The organism is Labrys sp. WJW (assembly GCF_001676615.1).
Classification (GTDB): Bacteria; Pseudomonadota; Alphaproteobacteria; order Rhizobiales; family Labraceae; genus Labrys; species Labrys sedimenti.
Genome location: NZ_LYXZ01000068.1, coordinates 19,269 through 40,372, shown reverse-complemented (window position 1 = coordinate 40,372; position 21,104 = coordinate 19,269). Strand labels below are relative to the sequence as shown.

Below are 21,104 nucleotides of genomic sequence, written 5' to 3'. Positions count from 1 at the left end.
GGCAATCGGCTTGCTCAATGCCTTCCCAAATATTCCCTTCTCCCCTTGCGGGAGAAGGTGCCGGCAGGCGGATGAGGGGCACGATGCCCTATTGCAGTCGTTCTGTTTGTTCGAAACACCTTGAAAGAGCCGGGTTTGAAGACCGCCCCTGAGAATTGCCGCTTCTCACCCCCGCCAGGCCGTGGCGATCATGTCGGAGGCCTTCTCGGCGATCATCACCACGGGTGCATGGGTGTTGCCGGAGACGATGGTCGGCATGACAGAGGCGTCGGCGATGCGCAGGCCTGAAATACCGCGTAGGCGCAGCTGAGGATCGACCACCGCCGCCGCGTCGCTGCCCATCCGGGCCGTGCCGACAGGGTGGAAGATGGTCGTGGCGATGTCGCCGGCGGCCTTTGCCAGGTCATCCGCCGACTGGATCGCCGGCCCGGGCTTCAGCTCTTCCGGCTGGAAAGCCTGCATCCGCTTCGTCGCCATCAGGCGGCGGGCTGCGCGGATCGAATCGGCAGCAACGGCGCGGTCGCCCTCGGTGGAGAGGTAGTTCGGCGCGATTTCCGGATGGGTCCGGACATCCGGTGAGACGATGCGGACATGGCCGCGCGCCTCCGGCCGGAGATTGCAGACGGAGACGGTGATGGCCGGGAAGGGGTGCAGCGGCGACCCGAAGGCGTCGAGCGACAGGGGCTGGACGTGGAACTCGATATTGGCGTCGGCAAAACGCGGATCCGATTTCATGAAGATGCCGAGCTGGCTCGGCGCCATCGCCATCGGTCCCGAACGCTTGAGCGCATAGGTGAGGGCGATTTCGGCCTTGCCCAGCAGCGAGGCCTGCCACTCGTTGAGGGTGCGCGCGCCGCTGATCTTGAAGATGGTGCGGATCTGCAGATGGTCCTGCAGGTTCTCGCCGACCCCCGGAGCATCGAGCACGAGCGGGATGCCGTGCCTGGCCAGGAGCGCCGCCGGCCCGATGCCGGACAGCTGCAGGAGCTGAGGCGTGCCGATGGCGCCGGCCGTCAGCACCAGCTCGCGCTTGACCGAGACTCGGGCCGGCTTGCCGTCCAGGCTCAATTCGAGGCCTTCGGTGCATCCGCCGGCAACGCGGATACGCTCGGCCATCGCCCCCGTGAGAATGGTGAGGTTCTTGCGCTGCCTGACGGGATTGATGAAGGCGCGCACCGCATTGAAGCGAAAGCCGGCCTTCTGGTTGACCTCGAAATAAGCCGAGCCGGTATTGTCGCCGGCATTGAAGTCGTCGATCTGGGGCACGCCGAGTTCCTCGGCCGCCTCGCGCACCGAGTCCAGGATCGGCCAGGACAGGCGCTGGCGCTCGACGCGCAATTCGCCATCCGCGCCGTGAAAAGGCGCGCTCCCGGCGTGGTGGTTTTCCGAGCGACGGAACAGCGGCAGCACGTCGTCCCAGCCCCAGCCGGTATTGCCGAGCTGCTGCCAATGGTCATAATCGGCGGCCTGGCCGCGCATATAGATCATGCCGTTGATGGAGGAGCAGCCTCCCATCACCCGGCCGCGCGGATAGGCGAGCGAGCGTCCGTTCAGGCCCGGCTCGGCCACCGTCCGATAGCCCCAGTCGGTGCGGGGATTGCCCATGCAATAGAGATAGCCGACCGGAATGTGGATCCAGTGATAGCGGTCCGAGCCGCCGGCTTCGAGCAGCAGCACCCTGGCCTTGGGATCGGCGCTGAGCCGGTTGGCCAGCACGCAGCCGCCGGAGCCGGCGCCGACGACGACATAGTCATAGGCACCGAGATCGATACGTTCGCTCATGCGCCCTCGCGGTAGCGTTTCCAGTGATCGGGCATGGTCTCCGCGAGGCCGCAATAGAGGCGATAGCGCGCCTCCAGGAGGGCCCTGTCCCGGGTATGGGGCTGGTATTGCGCGGCCTGGCGCACCATGGCGGCGATGCCGTCGTCAAGCGTCGGGAAGGTTTTGGCCGCGACGCCCGCCGCGATCGCCGCGCCCAGCGCACCGGTTTCCTGGCACTCGGCCACGGTGACGGGCAGATCGAGGATGTCGGCGAACATCTGGCACCAGACCGGGCTGCGCGAGCCGCCGCCGGACAGCGCGGCGCGCGTGATCTCGGCGCCGGCGTGGCGCAGGCGCTCGATATGACGGCGATGTTCGAAGACCACGCCTTCATAGAGCGCATGCAGCATCTCTGCCTTGCCGTGCCAGCCGGCGAGACCGATGAAGGCGCCGCGCGCGTCGGGATGGGTGGAGGCGCCGAACAGGAAGGGCAGGAACAGCGGCAATTCCGGATGGAGGGCGACGGAAGCCACCAATCCATTGCAGGCCTCGAATGCGCTTGCGCCATGCCCGCCGCCGAATTCGCGTACGAACCATTCGAGATTGACCGCCGAGGTGGCGCTGGATTCGACGGCGACATAGCGATTCCAGCGCCAGGTCGAGGCATGGAACACGCTCTCATCGACCAGTGGCGTTTCGCGTACCACCTGATTGATGCTCCAGGTGCCCGCCACGATGGCCGCCTCGCCGGGCGCGTTGACGCCGGAGCCGATCATCGAGGCGATGATGTCGAAGAAGCCGGCGGCGACAGGCGTTCCCTCGGCGAGGCCGGTGGCTGCCGCGGCGCCGGCGGTGACGTCGCCGGCCGGGGCTTCTGACTCGACGAGTCCAGGCAGCAGCCCCATGGCATCCGTAAGCCCATAGGCCGCGAGCAGGGCTTCGTCGTAGCGCCGCTCGGGCAGGCGCAGCAGGCCCGCGCCGCTCATGTCCGAAAAATCGGAGACGCGCTTGCCGGTGAGCAGCAACGTCATCGCGTCCTTGCACAGGAAGGCAGTGCCGGCTCGGGCATAGAGGTCGGGCCGGTTCTGCTTGAGCCAGAGCAGCAGCGTCGCCGTCTGGGCCGGCCAGGGCCGCTGCAGGCAGAGCGGATAGAGGGCATCGGCGACCCGCGAGGCGCGCAGTTCGGCGGCAAGGCCGGCCGCCCGGTTGTCGATCGACTGGATGCCGATCAGCGGCTGGTCGTCCCGGTCGAGCACATAGAGGCCGTTGCCGTGGCCGGCCGTGCCGATGCCGATGACGTGCCTGCCTTCGACGCCGGCCTCGTCCAGGCAGCGCCGGATCACCGTGGCGGCATTGGCCCAGAGTTCGGCGATGTCGCGCTCGACATAGCCGGGCTGGGGCTGGCGGGATTGGCCGTCGAGCGCGGCCCGCGCCAGGACCCGTCCGTCGAGATCGAACAGGACGGCCTTGACCACGGTATTGCCGGCATCGATGCCGAGGAGATAGCGGCTCACGCTGCAGCCTCGTAGATGGCCCAGGCCTCGCCGTCGTCGGCGCCCTGATGGATCATCGCCATCAGCGCCTTGACCACGCGGGCGGGATTGTCGTGCTGGTAGATGTTGCGGCCATAGACCATGCCATGCGCGCCCTGGCGCATCAAAGCGTGGGAATTGGCGAAGACCTGGCGCAGGTCCGCCTTGCCGCCGCCGCGCACCAGCACGGGGCAGCGGGCGGCCTCGACCACGCGATGGAAATCGGCGGGGTCGCTTGTCGGGTCGGCCTTGACGATATCGGCGCCGAGCTCGCGGGCGAGGCGCACCAGCGTCACGATCTTTTCCGCGTCGCCATCGACGAGATAGCCGCCGCGCTCGCTGGCCGGCTGCATCACCAGCGGCTCGATCATCAGCGGCATGCCGTATTTTTCGCAGTCTTGCGCCACCCGCGAAATGTTCTCGATGCATTGCCGGAACAGGCCCGGCTCGTCCGGCAGCATGAAGAGATTGACCACCACGCAGGCCGCATCCATGCGCAGCGCCGGGGCGATGGAATCCTGCGCGTTCTGCAAGAGGGCCCACATCTCGCGATGACGCTGGCGGTTGTAGGGATTGCCCATGTCGATGCGCATCACCAGGGCCGGCTTGTGCTTGCCCGGCATCTCCTGCAGCAGGTCGGCCTGGCCGTAATTCATCTGGATGGCATCGGGGCCGGCATCGGCCAGCATGCGCACGACCTTGCCCATGTCCTCCAGGCCGTCGAGGAAGGAAGGCTCGTTGCACACGCCATGGTCGATGGCGACGTCAAGACATTTGCCGGCGCCGAACAGGCGGTTCATCCGGACTTTCTTGGTGAGATACATGGGGCTTCCCTGTGGTGTTGCGGGCCGCGAGCGTTGCCGCTGCGAGGCCGTGAAAGTGATCGAGATGAGTGAGCAGCCGGTCGATCTCGTCCTGCGTGCGGGCCTCGCTCCAGCCGAGGGCTGATGCCGCCAGCGCGGCGAGTTCGTGGATCGCATCGAGCGACAGCCCGCCGCTGAAGGCGATGGTCATGCGCCGGAGCACCAGGTCGGCCAAAGTGGCGACCTGGCCGTCCGAGAGGATCCAACGGACCTCGTCGCGACTGTAATCAGGCAGGCTGGCGAGGCTGATGTCATCGACGCCCGGCGTGAAATCGAGCATGCGCGTGCCGTAGCGTTCGAGCAGGGCGGCGCAGCGTTCTTCCGAAGCCCCGGTCGAGATGGCGGCGCGGCGCAGCCAGTCCCGGCGTTCAGTTTCGTCTCGCGGAAAGTCCTTGCCGCCGCCGATCGCCCGGGCCTCGCTCGAGTGCGTGCGATCGATCCCGAGGCGCGTCAGCACCGTATCAGCGGCCTGGGCACCGAAGGCACGGAAGGTCGTCCACTTGCCGCCGACGAGGTTGAGGACGGGTATCGGCCCCGGAGACACCGACCATTCGCAGCTGTGGTCGCGCGAGATCTCGGCATTCACATTCGCATCGGCCCGGGGCAAGGGGCGCACGCCGGCGAAGCGGAACAGGATATCGGCTTCCGACAGGGCGATGCCGGGAAAGACCTCGCGGATCGAGGCCAGGATATAGGCGGTTTCGCTGGCCTCGCAGCGCACGCCATCGGGCGTGTCGACGCGGATGTCGGTCGATCCGGCGAGGATATGGCCGAAATGGGCGAACAGGATGCACACGCGCCCTTCGCGGTTGGCGAAATAGACCATGCGCTCGCCGATGGCCTCGAGGAGCGCGGGGCTGTCGAGGACGAGATGGGACCCCTTGGTGCCGCCGATCAGCGCAGTTTGCTTCCCTGAAATCAGGGCGTTGGTCTGGTCGATCCAGGCTCCGCTGGCATTGACGACGACATCGGCGGTAAGGGTAATGCGCTCGCCGGTCAGGCTGTCGGTGAGTTCAGCAACAGCACCATCCAGGCTGGCGAGGCCGAGATGGTTGAGCGCGAACACCTCGGGAGAGGTCGCCTCGGCATCGGCGATCAGTTCGAGGCCGAGCTGTTCGGGGCGGCTGATCTTGGCGTCGTGATAAAGGGCGGCATAGTTGATGTCGGGATGGAAGCCGGGCCAGTTCAGGCGGGTGGCGCGTCGGCTGAAAAAGCGGCTCTTCGGCAATTGCCGCTCGCGGCGGGCATAGAAATCGTAGAGGGCGAGCCCCAGCCGCACGATCAGGGCGCCGCGCGGTCCCGGCTTCGGCCGCCCGCCGAAAAAGCGGCGTGCCGCCGACAACATGCCGGAGAAACGATCGCCCAGCGGGATCAGAGTCGGCAGGGCGCTGACATAATGCGGCGCATTGCGTAGCAGGCGGTTGCGCTCCAGCAGGGACTCCTTCACCAGTCCGAATTCGCCATTCTCCAGGTAGCGCAGCCCGCCATGGATCATGCGGGATGGCGCCGCGCTGGCCCCGCTCATGAAATCCCCGCGCTCGACGAGCACGGTGTCGATCCCCTGCAAAGCGAGTTCGCGAAAGGTGCTGATGCCGTTGATGCCGCCGCCGACGACAAGGACTGTCGTGCGGCCCTTCGCGCGCAGCCTGTCGAGCCGTTCCGCCCGGGAGAGCGTCATGCCTGCAACTCCACCCTGTCAGGCCGTGACGGCGGCAAGATGGGCCGCGATGGCGTCATCGATAGCGGCGAGGTCGTCAGCCGACAGGTCGAGCCGCCCGGCGGCGGCATTCTCGCTGACCTGCTTCTCGTCGCGCGCGCCGCACAGGGCATAGGTGATGCCGGGCTGCGCGATGGTCCAGGCGATCACGAGCTGGGCGACCGTCGCGCTGTGGGCCGAGGCGATCGGGCTCACCGCTGCGACGAAATCGGCGACGCGGGCGCGATTGTCGCGCGAGAAGCGGGGATTGTCCTTGCGCAGGTCGTCTCCGGCGAAGTCGCGCTCCGGCCCGATCTTGCCGGTAAGCAGGCCCAGCGCCAGGGAGGAATAGCTGAGCGTGGAAACGCCGTTGGCCGTGCTGACAGGCAGGAGGCTGGCCTCGATCTCCCGGTCGAGCATGGAGTAGCGCTCCTGGATGGCGTCCACCGGGCCGACGGCGAGATAGGCGTTGAGGTCATCGGCGGTGACGTTGCTGACGCCGATGGCCCGGATCCGCCCGGCTCGCTTGAGCTCCAGCAGCGTCTCCATGGTCTCGGCCACCGGGGTGGTCGGATCCTGCCAATGGGTGATGTAGAGGTCGACGTAATCGGTCTGCAGGCGTTCGAGGCTCTGCTCGAGCTCGTGCAGGATGCCGTCGCGGCCGAGATAGCGATGCACCTTGTGGCCCATCTCGTCGAAGAAATGATTGCCCTTGCCGTGATGCCAGTTGAGCCCGCATTTGGTGGCGATCACCACCTCCTGGCGGCGCCCCTTGACGGCTTGCCCCACCAGTGCCTCGGCGCGGCCGAGGCCGTAGGCCGGAGCGGTGTCGATCAACGTCACCCCCTTGTCGATGGAAGCGCGGATCGCTGATATCGAGGCCTCGTCGTCATGGCCGCCCCACATCCAGCCGCCCATGGCCCAGGTGCCGAGCGCGATGGCGCTCGCCGCGATGTCGGAATGGCCCAGTTTGCGCAGGGGGATCGGAGGGGTCATGTCGGCCTCTTGAGAATGTCGAGAACGTGGGTACCGGTGGCCTCGTCGGTGGCCAGGATGTCGAGATAGCCGCCGCGCAGGATGCCGGCGATCGGCGCGGCCTTGTGGGCGCCGGCTGCGATGCCGATGGTCATCGGGATCGCCCGCAGTTCCCCGGGGCTGAGCGCGACGACGCGTTCGTTGAGCGGGTAGTCGCAGAGATGGCCGTCGGCGTCGATCAGATGGGCGATCAGCTCCCCCGCCGCCCGGCTCTGCCGGAGCCCGTCGAGCCCGCCGAGCCCGCCGGTGCCCGGGGCATGCAGGCTGAAATAGGTCGAGCTCTCCGACAGCACCGAGCCGATGCCGACCAGAGCGATGCGGGCGCCGCGCGCCCGGTCCAGCACCTCGCCGACCGATTGCAGCGACATCAGCACGTCCCGCTCAGTGCGCGAGGCGGCGAAGATCGGCGCATGGATCTGGAAGGCGCGTCCCTGCAGCTTGGAGGCGAGCTGGGCGGCGAGGTGGTTGACGTCGACGAAATGCTTGCCCTGCACGCCGCCGGTCGCCGGCACCACGGTGACGTCATAGGCGCGGGTGGGCGCCAGGGCCTCGATGACGGCGCTGACGCCGACCCCGCCGGAGACGCAGATGGTGTCGCCGTCCCGGAGCACGGTGAGGATATGGTCGGCGACCGAACGGCCGGCGGCCTGGAGGTTGACGCCGTCCTGGTCGGAGGCGGTGGGCACCACCATCGCCTCAGCGAGGCCGCTCTCCCTGGCCAAGGCCTGTTCGAGCTCGAACAGATCCTGGCGCGGCGACTTCACCTCGATCCTGACATAGCCGCGCTCATGCCCTTCCTTGACGAGGCGGTTGACCATCGGATGGGACAGGCCGGTGCGCTTGGCGATCTCCGCCTGCGAAAGGCCCTCGATGTAATGCATGACCAATACCCGATGGATGCGGCGGAGCCGCTGGTCGCCTTCATTGTCTTTTGCCACGGTGCTTGTCCTATGCCTTACGAGTCAGAGCCTGCTTGCGCTTATGTAGCAGGTGATCGAAGGCGACGGCGGCAAACAGGATCAGGCCGCGAATGGTGTCCTGCCAGTAGGGCGAGACGTCGAGCAGGATCAGCGAGCTCGACACCACGGACAGCAGCGCCATGCCGAGGATGGCGCCGAGGATGGTGCCCGAGCCGCCATTGAGGCTGGCCCCGCCGATCACGGCGGCGGCGATGATGTTGAGCTCCATACCGACGCCGAAGGTCGGCGTCGCCGCCCCGAAGCGGGCCATGTAGATGATGCCGGCGACTCCGGCCAGGGTGGAGCACAGCACGATGCAGAAGAACTTCACCCTCGCCGTGCGGATGCCCGAATAGGCGGCGGCCCGTTCGTTGGAGCCGGTGTAGAACACGCGGCGGAACAAGGTGGCCTTGCGCAGCAGGAGGTCGAAGGTAACGACCACGGCGAGGAAGATGAGGATCACCACGGGCACGCCGTAAACCGAGCCCTGACCGATGAACTTGAAGCTCGGCGGCAGGGAGAACAAGGACAGCGGCGTGCCGCCGGTGATCGCCAGGCACAGGCCCCGCACGATCACCATGAAGGCGAGGGAGACGATGAAGGAATGCAGGCCGATGCGCGTCACCGCCAGCGCCATGGCGGCGCCGATGGCCGAGCAGGCGAGGATGGCCATGGCGCTGGCAAGCCAGGGGTCGATGCCGGCCAGGAAGAGCCAGCCGCCGATCACCATGGCGAAGCAGACGACGGAGCCGACAGAAAGATCGATGGCCCCCACGATCAGCAGGATGGTCATGCCAACAACCACGATGCCTTCGACGGCGAAGGACATCGTCATGGCGCGCAGATTGGTCCAGGTCAGGAAATAGGGCGAAGCGAAGGACATCACCACGCACAGGGCCAGGATGATCAGCACGAGGCCGAGCTCGCGCATATTGCCGAGGCCGCGCAGCCAGTTCAGACGCGCATGCGACGGCGCTTCGGGATGCTTCTGGTTCACTGAGGTCTCACCCATCACGCTCATGCCGCCCTCCCGGCGTCTTTGCTCAATCCGGAGGCGAGGCGGATCAGCCTATCCTCGGTCATGTCGGTTCCCGTGACCTCGCCGGCGATCCCGCCCTCGTGGATGACGAGGACGCGGTCGGCGAGGCCGATCAGCTCGGGCAGTTCGGACGAGATCACCACTATGCCGGTGCCCTGGTCCGCCAGCTCGCGCAGGATGCGATGGATCTCCGCCTTGGCGCCGACATCGACGCCGCGGGTCGGCTCGTCGAGCAGGATGACCTTCGGCGCCACCGACAGCATCTTGGCGATGGCGACCTTCTGCTGGTTGCCGCCCGACAGCGTGGCGACCGCATCGTTGAGCGAGCCGCGGCGCAGGCGCAGGAGATCGCCGAGGCGCCGGGCCTGCTCCAGTTCGGCAGAGCGGTCGACGAAGCCCAGGCGCGTGGAAACGCGGCCAAGGTCGAGGGCCGAGACATTCGCGGCGATCGGCAGGTCGAGGAAAACGCCCGATCCCTTGCGATCCTCCGAGAGATAGACGATGCCGCTGGCGATGCTGTCGGCATAGGTCGCGGGCGTCACCTCGCGTCCCTCGAGCCGGATCCTGCCGCCGCTGCGGGGCATCAGGCCGCAAATGCCGAGCGCCATTTCCGTGCGCCCGGCGCCGATCAGCCCGGCGACACCCAGCACCTCGCCACGCCGGAGTTCGAAGGAAATATCCTTGAAGCGCACGCCGTCGCTGAGGCCCTCAACCGTCATCAAGGCGGGCGCTTGGGCACTTTTCGGGTTCTTCGGCGGATAGAGCGTGCCCAGCGCACGGCCGACCATCTTGCCGACGACGCTTTCGGGCGTCATGGCGGCGATGTCGTCCGTCGAGACGTGCTGGCCGTCGCGCAGCACCGTGATGCGGTCGCAATGGGCGAAGATCTCCGCCATGCGGTGGCTGATATAGATGATGGAGATGCCGCGCGCCTTGAGGCCGGCCATGATGGCGAAGAGCTTGCCGGCTTCGCGCTCGGTCAGCGCGGCGGTCGGCTCGTCGAGAATGAGGATCGAGCAGTCGAGGGTGAGCGCCTTGGCGATCTCGACGATCTGCTGCTCGGAAATGGTGAGGTCGCCGACCAGTGTGTCAGGATCGATGCTGCCGAGTTCGGCCAGGATGGCGCGGGCCTTTTCGCGCAGTTCGCCATAATTCATGAAGAAGGCCTGGCGGCGGTTGGTGGCGGCCATGAAGATGTTCTCGGCCACCGAGATGCCGCCGCACAAAGCGATCTCCTGGTGAACGAGGCCGATGCCGAGTTCCTGCGCCCGTGCCGGCGAGCCGATCTCGACCTTTTCGCCGCGGATGCGGATTTCGCCGGCATCGGGCCTGACGATACCGTCAATGATGTTCATCAGGGTGGACTTGCCGGCCCCGTTCTCGCCAGCGAGGGCATGGATCTCGCCCTTGCGGACGCCGAGGCTGACATTGCGCAGGGCCTGGATCGCTCCATAGGCCTTGCTGATGCCTGTCACTTCGAGGGCGAGATCATGGGTCATGGCCGGTCTTCGTCTTGGGTGAGGAGGAGGGGGCTGACGTCCGGATAGGAGGATGCAACCCCTCATCCGCCTGCCGGCACCTTCTCCCGCAAGGGGAGAAGGCAATCTTTTGGATGGCGCAGCGCTCGCCAATCGCCTTCTCCCCTTGCGGGAGAAGGTGCCCCGAAAGGGCGGATGAGGGGTCGCTCCGCGCTGCCCGGAATTCAAACCTGCCTGGGAACGCTGCGCTTGCGGGCGGGTCCGAAGAGCCCCGATTATTCCTCGATGCCCTTGGTGCCGCGGCGCTTGAGATAGGCGTCCCAGTAGAAGTCGTCGGCATTGTCCTTGCTGACCACGGCAAAGCCGTTGTCGACGAAGGGGACGCCCATCGGGTTGTAGCCGGCGCGCTTCCAGTCGTTCATCGGGTCGATCAGGTCGGGATGCTGGGCCATGAACAGCAGCATGAAGCCCATATAGCCCTGGATGCCCTGGTTGGGATTGACCGAACCGAAGACCTGGCCGGCCTTGATCATGTCGAGGATCTTGGCGTTCACGTCGGCGGTCATCACCTTGATCTTGCCGCCGAGTTCCTGGGAGGCCTGGGCTGCGCCGAGAGCCGAATTGGCCTCAGGCATGAACAGGGCAGCGAGATTGGGATTGGCCTGGGCGAGGGACTGCACCGCCTGATAGGCCTTGGTCGGGTCCTGGTTGGTGGCGGCGCGGCCGACCAGCTTCATGCCGGGATATTTCTCGCCCATGCGGGCGATGAAGGCGGTGACGCGCTTGTCGTGATTGTCCTGGCCGGGATTTTCCAGGACGGCATAGTCGCCCTTGCCGTCCAGCGCCTTGGCGACCATGTCGGCGGCGGCGCTGCCCTCCCTGTTGTTGTCGGAAGTGACATAAGAGGCGCGCTTGGAATTGGGCGAGTCGGCCGCGAAGGTCACGACCGAGACGCCGGAGTCCACGGCGCGGTTGATCGGCTCGATGAAGGGATCCGAATTCATCGGATGCACCAGGATGCCGGCCGGCTTCTTGGCCAGGGCCTGGTCGAAGCTCGCGATCTGCTTGGTGACGTCATATTCCGGCGTGCCGGTATAGGCGGTCTTGCAGCCCATCGACTGGGCGGCCTGCTTGAAGGCCTCGTAGACCGGGAACCAATATTCCACGCCCGAGACCATCACGTTCATCACATAGGTCTCGCCTTCCTTGCAGCGAAACTTGCTCTCTGCCTGCGCGCTCGCGCCGGAGACGAAAGCCGCGCTCGCGGCCAGTCCGAGCAGCCAATTCCTGATGGCCATCCTCACCTCCCGATGGTGTCGCCAGGCTTGTTTCCCAGCGTTGTTGATCCATTTTGAAATAAATTTCACTATCTGATATTCATTTCAAAATGGATATAGATGAGATTATTGTCGGACGCAATGGTCATTCGTCGGGGGAGGCGTGGTTAGATGAAGGGGCGAGCGAGACGGCGAGGGGGGCCCGCGTTGCGTCCTTCCTCTCAGGTTCGGCTCATACGGACGGGATGCCCCGACTTCCGGAAACCCATGTCCGACCATCCCCTTTGGTTGACAGGGCTGTGGTCGTCAGGGAAGCTGACGCAAAGGGCGCGAAGCGCCGTCACGACTGGGAGGAAGCGCCATGACCATTGGGCTTCGGGGCAAACAGGCGACGAAGATCACGGCGGCCGAGGCGGCGGCACGGGTCAAGCCGGGCATGTGGCTCGACTACGGATTCGGGCTGACTCAGCCCGATGCCTTCGAGGTGGCCCTCGCCGCCCGACGCGACGAACTCCATGACGTCAAGATCCGCCACTGCCTGACGATGCGGGCGCGCGCCACCCAGGAATGCGATCCCAATGGCGAGCATTTCGGCTGGTTCAACTGGCATTTCTCCGGCTATGACCGCAAGCAGCACGATGCCGGGCGCTGCAACTACATCCCGTTCAATTTCGGTGAGGCGCCGGACTTCTATCGCCGCTTCATCGATCCCGTGGACATCGTCGTGATCAAGACGGCGCCGATGGATGCGGAGGGCTATTTCAACTTCGGCGGCGGCGCCACCTATGTCGAGGCCATCCTCGAGCGGGCTCGCCTGATCATCGTCGAGGTCAACGAGGACACGCCTTCCGTCTATGGCGAGGGCAATCGCGTTCATGTCAACGCGGTCGACCACATCATCGAGGGCGACGGCCAGAAGGCGCCGGAGATCGGCAATCCCGAGCCGAGCGAGATCGACCGGGCGGTCGCGGCCCGTATCGTCGAGGAAATCGAGGACGGCGCCTGCCTGCAGATCGGCATCGGCGGCATGCCCAATGCCGTCTGCACCATCCTCAAGGACAGCGGCATCCAGGATCTCGGCATCCATACCGAGATGATGACCGACGGCATCGTCTCGCTGTACGATGCGGGCCTGGTGACCGGCGCGCGCAAGATCATCGACCAGGGTTGCGCCGCCTTCACCTTCGCGGCCGGTTCACGCCGCCAATATGAGGCGATCAACCGCAACCCGCATTTCAAGTCCTATCCGGTCGACTACACCAATCTGCCGCACAACATCGCCAAGAACGACAATGTTGTCTCGATCAACAACACCACGCAGATGGATCTGCAGGGCCAGGCGGCCTCCGAGAGCGACGGCCATCGTCATATCAGCGGCACCGGCGGCCAGCTCCAGTTCGTGCGCGGTGCCTATGCCTCCAAGGGCGGCAAGTCGTTCCTGTGCATGTCCTCGACCTTCGACAAGCGGGGCGATCGCCGCAGCCGCATCGTGCTCAACCTGACGCCGGGCAATGTGGTCACCACGCCGCGCACCGACGTGATGTATGTCGTCACCGAATACGGCATGGTCAATCTCAAGGGGCGCTCGGTGGCCGAGCGAGCCAAGGCCCTGATCGGCCTCGCTCATCCCGACTTTCGCGAGGGCCTGGAGCGCGAGGCGCGCGAGAACGGCCTGATCCCGCGCTTCTGCTACGGCATGGTGTGAGGGAAACCCGGGTGCGCGGACGTAGCCGCGCAATCGGCTTTGCCGATTGTCGCGACGGCCGCTCTTGGAAACGCGGTGTTTGGTTGAGAGGAAGAGGCGGGCAAGATGCCCGCGCCCCCAGGACAACGACGCCTCGCTTGGCACCCTCGCCTGCCTGCTCTAACTTGCCCGGCTTTCAGACGAGGATGATTTCATGACGCAAGCCATTGACCGGGTTCGGCAGGCCCTGCTGCAGGCCGGACATCCCGACACCATCGCCATGTTCGCAGAAGGCACCCATACCGCGGCAGATGCCGCCGCGTCCGTGGGCTGCAGTGTCGCCCAGATCGCCAAGTCGATCATCTTCCGCTCCGGCGAGACGCCGATCCTGGTGGTCGCGTCCGGCGTCAACCGCATCGATCGCGCCAAGGTCGGTGCTGCCCTCGGCCGCAAGATCGAGCGGGCCGATCCGGCCTGGGTCGAGGCCACCACCGGTTTTGCGGTGGGCGGCGTGGCGCCGGTCGGGCATCTGGCACCGGCTCTCATCCTGATCGACGAGGATCTGCTGGCCCTCGATCCGGTCTGGGCCGCGGCGGGCTCCCCCACGCACGCCTTCCGCACAACACCGGCCGATCTGGTGCGTGTGACCGGCGGTTCGGTGGCCAATGTGAAGGCCTGAGCCTCTCGTGCCTCGATGCGCTCGGCGCGTCCCATCCCGTTTGCCGGTCTCAGGGGGCAATGCAGTTCACTTAAGCGTTTCGGGGGGCTCGACCTTTGTCATTGCCGGGCTTGACCCGGCAATCCAGCTCCCCGACGGTTCGTCCGTGTGGCTTCTGGGTAGCCGGGTCAAGCCCGGCTATGACAAATTCGGAGCGGTTCCTGCTTAAGTGAACCGCATTAGGTCTCAGGGGTGCATTTTCGCGCCCTTGACGATCTTGTCGACGATCTTCTTGTCGGCCCGCAATGCGATGCCCACCACCTTGGCATCTCCGGCAGCGAAATCGGCGAAGACGGCGCGATTGGCGGCATCGTGGCCGGTCTGGAACATCTCCTCGATATAGAGCGAGGTCCTGATGCCCCGATCGAGCGAGCGGCGGTGGATCGCGTTCATCGTTTCCGCGTCGGCCGCCAGCACGATGGCCGGTTGCACCGACAGGGCGTTGTAGAAGCGGCCGGCGCGGTCGCGGTAGGGCTCGCCGATCATCTCCGGCGCCCCGGCGACGATGCCGCTGGTGAGGAAGGCCGTGACGTTGAGCGCCTGCCAGGAGGCAAGATCGTCTCGCAACACGATGGCAAACTTGGTATCGAACATGAATGACGACTTTCGAGCCGGAGTCTTCGAGCGGAACCGCGCCAGCCTTAGGGCGCCAGGCCTTCCAGGGTCTTGAACGTTCGTGCGGCAATGGCATCCGCACCGCACCGCCGCTGCCCGGCATCGAGCGCATGGAGGCCTGGTTCCAGGGCAATGCCTTCGAGCTGCATCGTCACGACACCTATGCCGTCGGCGTCACCCTCGACGGCGTCCAGAGCTTCCGTTATCGCGGCGTCTCGCGCGCCAGCCTGCCGGGACAGGTGCTGGTGCTGCATCCCGACGAACTGCATGACGGTGGTGCGGGCACCGAGGAAGGGCTGCATTACCGCATCCTCTATCTGGAGCCCTCGCTCTTGATGCGGGGGCTCGGCGATGGCGCGGTGTCGCTGCCTTTCCTGCGCCAGCCGGTGTTCAGCGATCCGGCGCTGCGCCAGGATATTCTCGCTTTGCTCGGTCCGCTTGATCGCGGGCTGGAACAGCTTGCCGCCGACGATCTCATCGCCCGCCTGGCCCAGGGGCTCGCCCGCCACGCCGGCCAGCCGCTCAAGCCCCTCGGCAGCCTGGCCTGGCGGCAGGTCGACCGGGTGCGCGATTATCTCGAGGCCCATGCCCTCGAGGCGGTGCGTTCGGAGGAACTGGAGGAGATCGCGGGGCTCGATCGCTATGCCCTGTCTCGGCATTTCCGGGCGGCCTTCGCCACCAGCCCGCACCGCTTCCTGCTGATGCGGCGCCTGGGGCAGGCCCGTGCCCTGATCGCGGCGGGCGAGCCGCTCGCCGAGGTCGCGGCCGCCACTGGCTTTGCCGACCAGAGCCACCTCACCCGCCATTTCAAGAAGGCCTATGGGCTGACGCCGGGGCGCTGGGCCGGCCTGGTCGAGACCGGACGGCGGTCAGGTCAGGTTGCCGCCTGAGGGGCGAGCCCAGGCATGCGCGGCGCACTCACCCGCGTGATGCGATGTATCGGTCCATGCCGATCTCCTCGGCCGTGACGCGGCGATGGATCTCATTGAAATAGGGATGAAAGATGCTGTTACGCGCCTCGATCTCGGCATGGTCAGCCAGGAAGGCCGGCATGGCTTCGCGAATTTCGGCCAGGACGACGTCTTCGTCGATGCGGGTCAGGCGGCCCTGTTCCACCACGATCTCGCCCTCGACCATCACGCGTTCGATCGAGGCGCCGTTCTCGGCATAGACGAGTTGCCGGACGACATCGTTCAGCGGTGTGAAGGCGAGGCTGTCGAGCCGGAGCATGATCAAATCGGCGCGCTTGCCGACTTCGAGCGAGCCGGTGATCCCCTCCAGCAGGGCGGTGCGTGCGCCGCCCGAGGTGGCCGCCTTGAGGATCTCCTGCGCCGAGACCCAGCGCTCATGATCCGGACCGGTGGCGCTTTGCACCAAAGCGGCGGTGCGCATGACGTCGAAGATGCGGGTGGTGTCGTTGGATGAGACGCCGTCGGTGCCGAGGCCGATGCTGACGCCGGCATCGATGAGGCGGCGCAGCGGCGCGATGCCGGCGCCGAGCTTCAGGTTGGAGACGGCGTTGTGGGCGACGGAGCAGCCCGCCGCGCCCATCAGGGCGATATCGTCCTCATCGACCCAGACGGAGTGGGCGATGGTGATGCCTGAGTGCAGCAGGCCGAGATCGTGCAGATAGCGGATCAGGCTCTTGCCGTGGAAAAGCCGGCCGGTCACCGCCTGGGTCTTGGTTTCCAGGATGTGGGTATGGAACGGCACGTGCCATTGCCGGGCCAGTTCGTCGCAGGCCAGCATGAGGTCGGGCGTGCAGCGCTGGGGTGCGGAGGGCGCGATCATGAAGCGCAGCCGCCCGGCCCTGTCCTGGAAGGCCGACAGGGCGGAGCGGCAATAGTCGACATAGTCGGCCGCGCTGATCGGTGGGCCGAAATCGAGCCGAGCCTGCAATTCGGCCGGCATGGTCTGCCGGCCATAGGCGAGAGCGTCGAGGGGATGAATGTTCATCACCGCGCTGGAGACGTTGGCGCGAATGCCGGCATCCTCATAGGCGCGGAACACGGTGCCGAGCCGGTCGAGATCGTGCCGGGGCGGGTCGAAGAAGTCGTCGCACAGCAGGGTGACGCCGCCCTTCAGCGATTCTATCGCCAGCAGCAGCGTGCGCAGATAGAGCAGGCGCGGCGGCAGCAGTGGGCCCATCAGCAGCGGATAGGCATAGAGCAGCCATAGTTCCAAGGGCAGGCGCTCATAGCGCCCGCGGAAGAAGGTCTCGCCGGAATGGGTGTGGGCATTGACGAGGCCCGGCATCACCAGCCGGCCGCGCCCGTCGATCTCCGTCGCGCCGGGATGATCGCCGAGATCGGAGCCGATGGCGGCGATGCGATTGCCTTCGATGAGGAGATCGCCGGTGAAGGGCGTGCTGCCCTGCTCGCCGCCCATGGCGAGGATGGTGGCGTTGCGGATCAGGGTGGTGCTCATGCCAACTTCCCCGGGGCGCCGCCGTCGAGCCAGGCATAGAGTTCCCAGACCTCGCCGTCCGGGCCGGAGAAATAGCAGCAGCGCGCGTTCCAGGCATAATCGGCCGGCGGCCTTTGGAAGCTCACACCCTTGGCGACGAGTTCGGCATGGCAGGCGTCGAGCTCGGCGGGAGAGGGCATCAGCACGGCGATCAGCACATTGTGATGGCCGGTGCCGCGCTCGGCCGACAGGCCGGCATGCTGGCTGATATGGCCGATCTCCCACAGCGCCAGGGTCAGCCCGGCGCCGTTGAAATCGGCGAAGCCGGGGGCGCGATGCTTCAGGGTGAAGCCGAGCTTGCCGGTATAGAAGGCGATCGAGCGTTCGATGTCCGCGGTGAGGATGCAGACATCGCTGATCGCATGGCGTTGGGCAAAGGCCGTCATGTCAATAATCCCGTAATTCGCCGCCTGTCGCGGCCGCCTTGACGCCGCCGCGCAACTGCCCGCTGACCCACACGCCCAGCACGGTGGCGAGATAGGGCAGCGCGAGCAGGAGATCGCGGGGCACCTTGTCGCCGAAGACGAGCTGGGCCCGGATGCCCAAGGCATCCACGATGGAGAAGAACAGCGCCGCCAGGGCGGAGCCGATCGGATGGCCGCCGCCGAAGATCACCGAGGCGAAGCCCATGAAGCCACGCCCGGCCGTCATGTTGATGCTGAAGAGCTGAAGCGTGCCGAGCGCCAGTTCGGCACCGCCGAGGGCGCAGAGAACGCCGCCGCCCATCAGCGCGATCAGGCGCATGCGGGCCGGTGCGACGCCGACGCTGCGGGCGGCGAAGGGGTGCTCGCCGCAGGCCGTCAATTGCAGGCCGAAGCGGGTGCGCCGCACGATCATCCAGAGCGCCAGCACCACGAAGGGCATGGCGATGACCAGCACGGAGAGCACGCCGAAGGGGCCGAAAGCCTCGCCGAGTCGGGGCAGGCCTCGGCCGGCCATCACCGAGGCCTGGCTGCCATAGATGGCCTGGACGGCAAGGTCCGTGCCGCCGAGGCCGAGGCCGGTGAGGCCGAGGCCGGCGATGATCGGATGGGCGCGCAGCTTCTCGACCACGAACCACAGCAGCATCGAGCCGAGCACACAGACGACGATTGCAAGGCCGAGGCCGAAGGCGACCGAGCCCGACTTGGCGGTGCCGATGGCGGCGGCGCAGGCGCCGGCGATCATCAGCCCTTCCAGGCCGAGGTTCCAGATCCCGGCGCGCTGGGCCAGCATGCCGGCCATGGCCACATAGATCAGCGGCGTGCCCGAGCGCAGGATGGCGATGAGGATGTCGCTCATGGCTGGGTCCTCCGCGCCGGCAGGCGCCGTTTGATGAAGTCGGGCAGCAGCCAGCTGCGTGCCGTGATGAACAGGGCGATGGCGGCGTTGATCACGTCGATGGCCGCCGCCGGCAGGCCGGCGATCACCGGCAGATAGAGGCTGGCGGCGGCGAGGCCGCCGAAGAACAGCGAGACGATCGCCGCGCCCGCCACCGACAGGCCCGCCACCAGGGCGATCAGGATGGCGGTGAAGCCGTGGCCGGGCAGGAAGCCGCTGACCAGGCGGCCATTGGGGCCGAGCAGCTCGATCGAGCCGGCGAGGCCTGCCAGGGCGCCGCTGATCAGGAAGGCCGACAGCCCGAGGCGCGAGAGCCGAGCGCCCTGCCAGGCGATCATCACCGCATTGCGGCCGGCCAGGCTCGAGAGCACGCCATAGGCGGTGCGGTTCACCAGGAGCCAGACCAGCACCAGCACCAGCAGGGAGAGCGCGATCATGGTGGGGGAGACGCCGACCGAGGTGGCGATGCGATAGGCGGAGGCAACGGGGCGGCTGGCCGTGACCTGGCCGGTGCCGGAAGGATCCTTCAGCGGGCCGGAAGTGACATAGACCAGGAGCAGGCCGGCCATGAAATTGCCCATCAGCGTGGTGATCACCTCATCGGTGCCGTAGCGCAACCGGAGGATACCGGGCCAGGCCGCCCACAGGGCCCCCGCCAGCATGCCGGTCAGCATGGCCACAGGCACCACCACCAGGGCCGGCGCGCCGTTGAGCAGTTCGACGGCCGTCGCCGCGCCGATGGCGCCGAGATAGAACTGGCCCTGCGCCCCGACATTGAAATAGCCGCAGCGGAAGCAGACCAGCACGCCGGCGGCGGTGATCACCAGCGGCAGAGCCCAGCGCAGGCTCTTCATCAGGGCGTTGGGGGAGGTAAAGGCGCCGTCGGCGATGCTGCGGAACATCTCCGGGGCCGAATAGCCGGCAAATTCGAACACGATGCCGCACAGGCCGAGGGCCAAAGCGACGAAACTGACGGCGCGCAGGATGGCAAGGAGGCGATCGGTCATGCGGCTTCCTCCAGGCTGACGTTACCGACCATGGCCTGGCCCACCGCCGCGATCTCGAAGGGAGCCGTGAATTCGGCCACCATGCGGCCGGAGAACATCACCACCACGCGGTCGGCGATATCGAAGAGCTCGTCGAGATCGGAGGAAATCAAGAGGACGCCGCAGCCCTGGTCGCGGCTGGCCCTGAGCGCCCGCCAGACGAAGGCTGTGGCGCCGATGTCGAGGCCACGGGTGGGCTGGGCCGCGATCACCAGGCGTGCCGTTTCGTCGATCTCGCGGGCGAGGATGACCTTCTGGGCATTGCCCCCTGAGAGGGAGCCGGCCGGCTGGGCGGTGGTGGCGAAGCGCACATCCCAGCCCTGCAGGCTGGCCTGGCAGGCCTTGCGCAGCCGGGCCGGTGCCACGAAGGAGAGGATGCGGCCGAGCAGCAGGTTGCGAGCGGCCCAGTTCTCCCATAGCGAACTGGTCAGGCTCAGCCCCTCGCTGTTGCGATCGAAGGGGATGATGCGCAGGCCGGCGGCGCGGCGCTCCAGCAAAGGGCGCCTGGTGACATCGCGCCCATCCAGCGCGACGGTGCCGCGCTCCAGGCCGACGAGCCCGGCAAGGGCACGGACCAGGGTCTGCTGGCCATTGCCCTCGACACCGGCGATGCCGACGATCTCGCCGCTGCGGATGGTGAGGCTGGCCCGGTCGAGCGGGCGTCCTTCGCCATCGGGGCGGGTGGTGACGGCCTTCATCTCGAGGATGGGCGCCGTACCGGGCCGCGAGGCGGCATGGGGAGCGGGCGCGGCGGCGTCGCCGACGAGGGCAGCCTTGTCCGCCTTGTCGAGGCCGGCGGCGGTGCCGATGATCGAATTGGCGAGGCGGGCGGCATCGATCTCGCCGGCAGGCACGCAGGCCTCGATCAGACGCCCGCCGCGCAGGACGCTGACGGTTTCGGCGATGCCGAGCACCTCGCGGATCTTGTGCAGGATCAGGATGATGGTGACGCCGCGTTCGCGCAGGCCGCGCAGGCGCTCGAACAGGGTGTCGATGCCCGAGGGCGACAGCACGGCGGTGGGTTCGTCCAGGATCAGGATGCGAGCATCGGTCACCAAGGCGCGGGCGATCTCGACAGCCTGGCGGGTTTCCACCGGCAGGTCGCGGATGCGGGCGCGCGGATCGACCTCGACGCCGAGGCCTTCGAGATGGGTGGCCCAGCGCGCCCTCAGCGCCTTGGCGGAGAACAGCGCGCCGCGGCCCTGCGCCCCGAATTCCATGGCTTCGGCCACGGTGAAGGAGGGCGGCAGGGCAAAGCTCTGATGCACGAGCTCGACCCCGGCGGCGCGGGCGGCATTGACCTTGCCGAGCGGCACGGGCTGTCCTCCGATCAGCAATTGCCCGGAGGAGGGCCTGACGATGCCGGCGCAGACGCGGGCGAAGGTGGTCTTGCCGGCGCCGTTCTGCCCGACCACGGCATGGATGCGGCCTGCCTCGAACCCCAGGTTCACCTGGCTGAGAGCCGCGACCTCGCCGAAGAGGACGCTGACATCGCCGCAGGCGAGGGCGGGCTGGGGCATGGGTGACTTCCCGGATGCAAGGGCCATGGGGCTGCGTCCTGTCGGTTGATGGGCTATCGCTACAGTCGTGATTTGGCGGAGACCGTGGGTTGGCG

General features: G+C 66.9%; 18 protein-coding genes. 3 read left to right on the top strand and 15 right to left on the bottom strand.

From position 1 onward, the window contains the following. Window positions 1-165 precede the first annotated feature (165 nt). The 9 genes from BA190_RS31350 to BA190_RS31310 all read right to left on the bottom strand — a co-directional run bounded on the left by BA190_RS31350 (window position 166) and on the right by BA190_RS31310 (window position 11,655). Window positions 166-1,782: a GMC family oxidoreductase gene (locus tag BA190_RS31350; protein WP_068297640.1), complete on the bottom strand. Its 1,617-nt coding sequence runs from the start codon at window positions 1,780-1,782 to the stop codon at window positions 166-168. Then, complete coding sequence (locus BA190_RS31345) at window positions 1,779-3,275, bottom strand: FGGY-family carbohydrate kinase (RefSeq protein ID WP_068297638.1); 1,497 nt, start codon at window positions 3,273-3,275, stop codon at window positions 1,779-1,781. Before BA190_RS31345 ends, BA190_RS31350 begins: the two co-directional genes overlap by 4 nt. Beyond that, window positions 3,272-4,093, bottom strand: a complete 822-nt coding sequence (locus BA190_RS31340) for a class I fructose-bisphosphate aldolase (protein ID WP_068297635.1) — start codon at window positions 4,091-4,093, stop codon at window positions 3,272-3,274. The genes BA190_RS31345 and BA190_RS31340 overlap by 4 nt, the downstream gene beginning before the upstream one ends. Beyond that, window positions 4,059-5,834: a glycerol-3-phosphate dehydrogenase/oxidase gene (locus BA190_RS31335; protein WP_068297632.1), complete on the bottom strand. Its 1,776-nt coding sequence runs from the start codon at window positions 5,832-5,834 to the stop codon at window positions 4,059-4,061. The genes BA190_RS31340 and BA190_RS31335 overlap by 35 nt, the downstream gene beginning before the upstream one ends. Window positions 5,835-5,852: 18 nt before the next feature. Then, complete coding sequence (locus BA190_RS31330) at window positions 5,853-6,848, bottom strand: aldo/keto reductase (protein ID WP_068297628.1); 996 nt, start codon at window positions 6,846-6,848, stop codon at window positions 5,853-5,855. Continuing rightward, window positions 6,845-7,825 (bottom strand): sugar-binding transcriptional regulator, encoded by a 981-nt coding sequence (locus tag BA190_RS31325; RefSeq protein ID WP_068297623.1) that lies wholly within the window; start codon window positions 7,823-7,825, stop codon window positions 6,845-6,847. Before BA190_RS31325 ends, BA190_RS31330 begins: the two co-directional genes overlap by 4 nt. A gap of 10 nt (window positions 7,826-7,835) precedes the next feature. Further along, a complete protein-coding gene (locus BA190_RS31320) occupies window positions 7,836-8,858 on the bottom strand; it encodes an ABC transporter permease (RefSeq protein WP_068297684.1) in 1,023 nt (340 codons plus the stop codon). Between the two features lie 5 nt (window positions 8,859-8,863). Beyond that, entirely contained in the window at window positions 8,864-10,384 is a 1,521-nt protein-coding gene (locus BA190_RS31315; protein ID WP_068297612.1) for a sugar ABC transporter ATP-binding protein, read from the bottom strand. Between the two features lie 254 nt (window positions 10,385-10,638). Continuing rightward, a complete protein-coding gene (locus BA190_RS31310; RefSeq protein ID WP_371260445.1) occupies window positions 10,639-11,655 on the bottom strand; it encodes a substrate-binding domain-containing protein in 1,017 nt (338 codons plus the stop codon). Between the two features lie 346 nt (window positions 11,656-12,001). On the opposite strand from BA190_RS31310, the gene BA190_RS31305 reads away from it, so the two are divergent. Beyond that, window positions 12,002-13,345 carry an acetyl-CoA hydrolase/transferase family protein gene (locus BA190_RS31305; protein WP_068297605.1) on the top strand — a complete coding sequence of 448 codons (1,344 nt, stop codon included), beginning with the start codon at window positions 12,002-12,004 and terminating at the stop codon, window positions 13,343-13,345. Between the two features lie 193 nt (window positions 13,346-13,538). Then, on the top strand, window positions 13,539-14,003 hold the full coding sequence (locus BA190_RS31300) for a YbaK/EbsC family protein (RefSeq protein ID WP_068297603.1): 465 nt from the start codon (window positions 13,539-13,541) through the stop codon (window positions 14,001-14,003). A 225-nt stretch (window positions 14,004-14,228) separates the two neighbouring features. Here the strand turns inward: BA190_RS31300 and BA190_RS31295 are convergent, their stop codons facing one another. Beyond that, a complete protein-coding gene (locus BA190_RS31295) occupies window positions 14,229-14,636 on the bottom strand; it encodes a DUF2000 family protein (protein WP_068297598.1) in 408 nt (135 codons plus the stop codon). A gap of 2 nt (window positions 14,637-14,638) precedes the next feature. On the opposite strand from BA190_RS31295, the gene BA190_RS31290 reads away from it, so the two are divergent. After that, on the top strand, window positions 14,639-15,547 hold the full coding sequence (locus BA190_RS31290) for an AraC family transcriptional regulator (protein WP_068297593.1): 909 nt from the start codon (window positions 14,639-14,641) through the stop codon (window positions 15,545-15,547). 28 nt (window positions 15,548-15,575) lie between these two features. On the opposite strand, the gene BA190_RS31285 is transcribed toward BA190_RS31290, so the two are convergent. Genes BA190_RS31285 through BA190_RS31265 form a run of 5 tightly spaced genes read right to left on the bottom strand, consistent with a single transcriptional unit; the run spans window position 15,576 to window position 21,009 of the window. Continuing rightward, window positions 15,576-17,084, bottom strand: coding sequence for an amidohydrolase family protein (locus tag BA190_RS31285; RefSeq protein ID WP_068297591.1), 1,509 nt, complete (start codon window positions 17,082-17,084; stop codon window positions 15,576-15,578). Then, window positions 17,081-17,509, bottom strand: a complete 429-nt coding sequence (locus tag BA190_RS31280; RefSeq protein ID WP_068297590.1) for a VOC family protein — start codon at window positions 17,507-17,509, stop codon at window positions 17,081-17,083. The genes BA190_RS31285 and BA190_RS31280 overlap by 4 nt, the downstream gene beginning before the upstream one ends. Before the next feature lies 1 nt (window position 17,510). Continuing rightward, on the bottom strand, window positions 17,511-18,404 hold the full coding sequence (locus tag BA190_RS31275) for an ABC transporter permease (protein ID WP_068297588.1): 894 nt from the start codon (window positions 18,402-18,404) through the stop codon (window positions 17,511-17,513). Next, window positions 18,401-19,450 (bottom strand): ABC transporter permease, encoded by a 1,050-nt coding sequence (locus BA190_RS31270; RefSeq protein ID WP_068297585.1) that lies wholly within the window; start codon window positions 19,448-19,450, stop codon window positions 18,401-18,403. Before BA190_RS31270 ends, BA190_RS31275 begins: the two co-directional genes overlap by 4 nt. Further along, complete coding sequence (locus tag BA190_RS31265) at window positions 19,447-21,009, bottom strand: ABC transporter ATP-binding protein (protein ID WP_068297583.1); 1,563 nt, start codon at window positions 21,007-21,009, stop codon at window positions 19,447-19,449. The genes BA190_RS31270 and BA190_RS31265 overlap by 4 nt, the downstream gene beginning before the upstream one ends. Window positions 21,010-21,104: the final 95 nt, after the last annotated feature.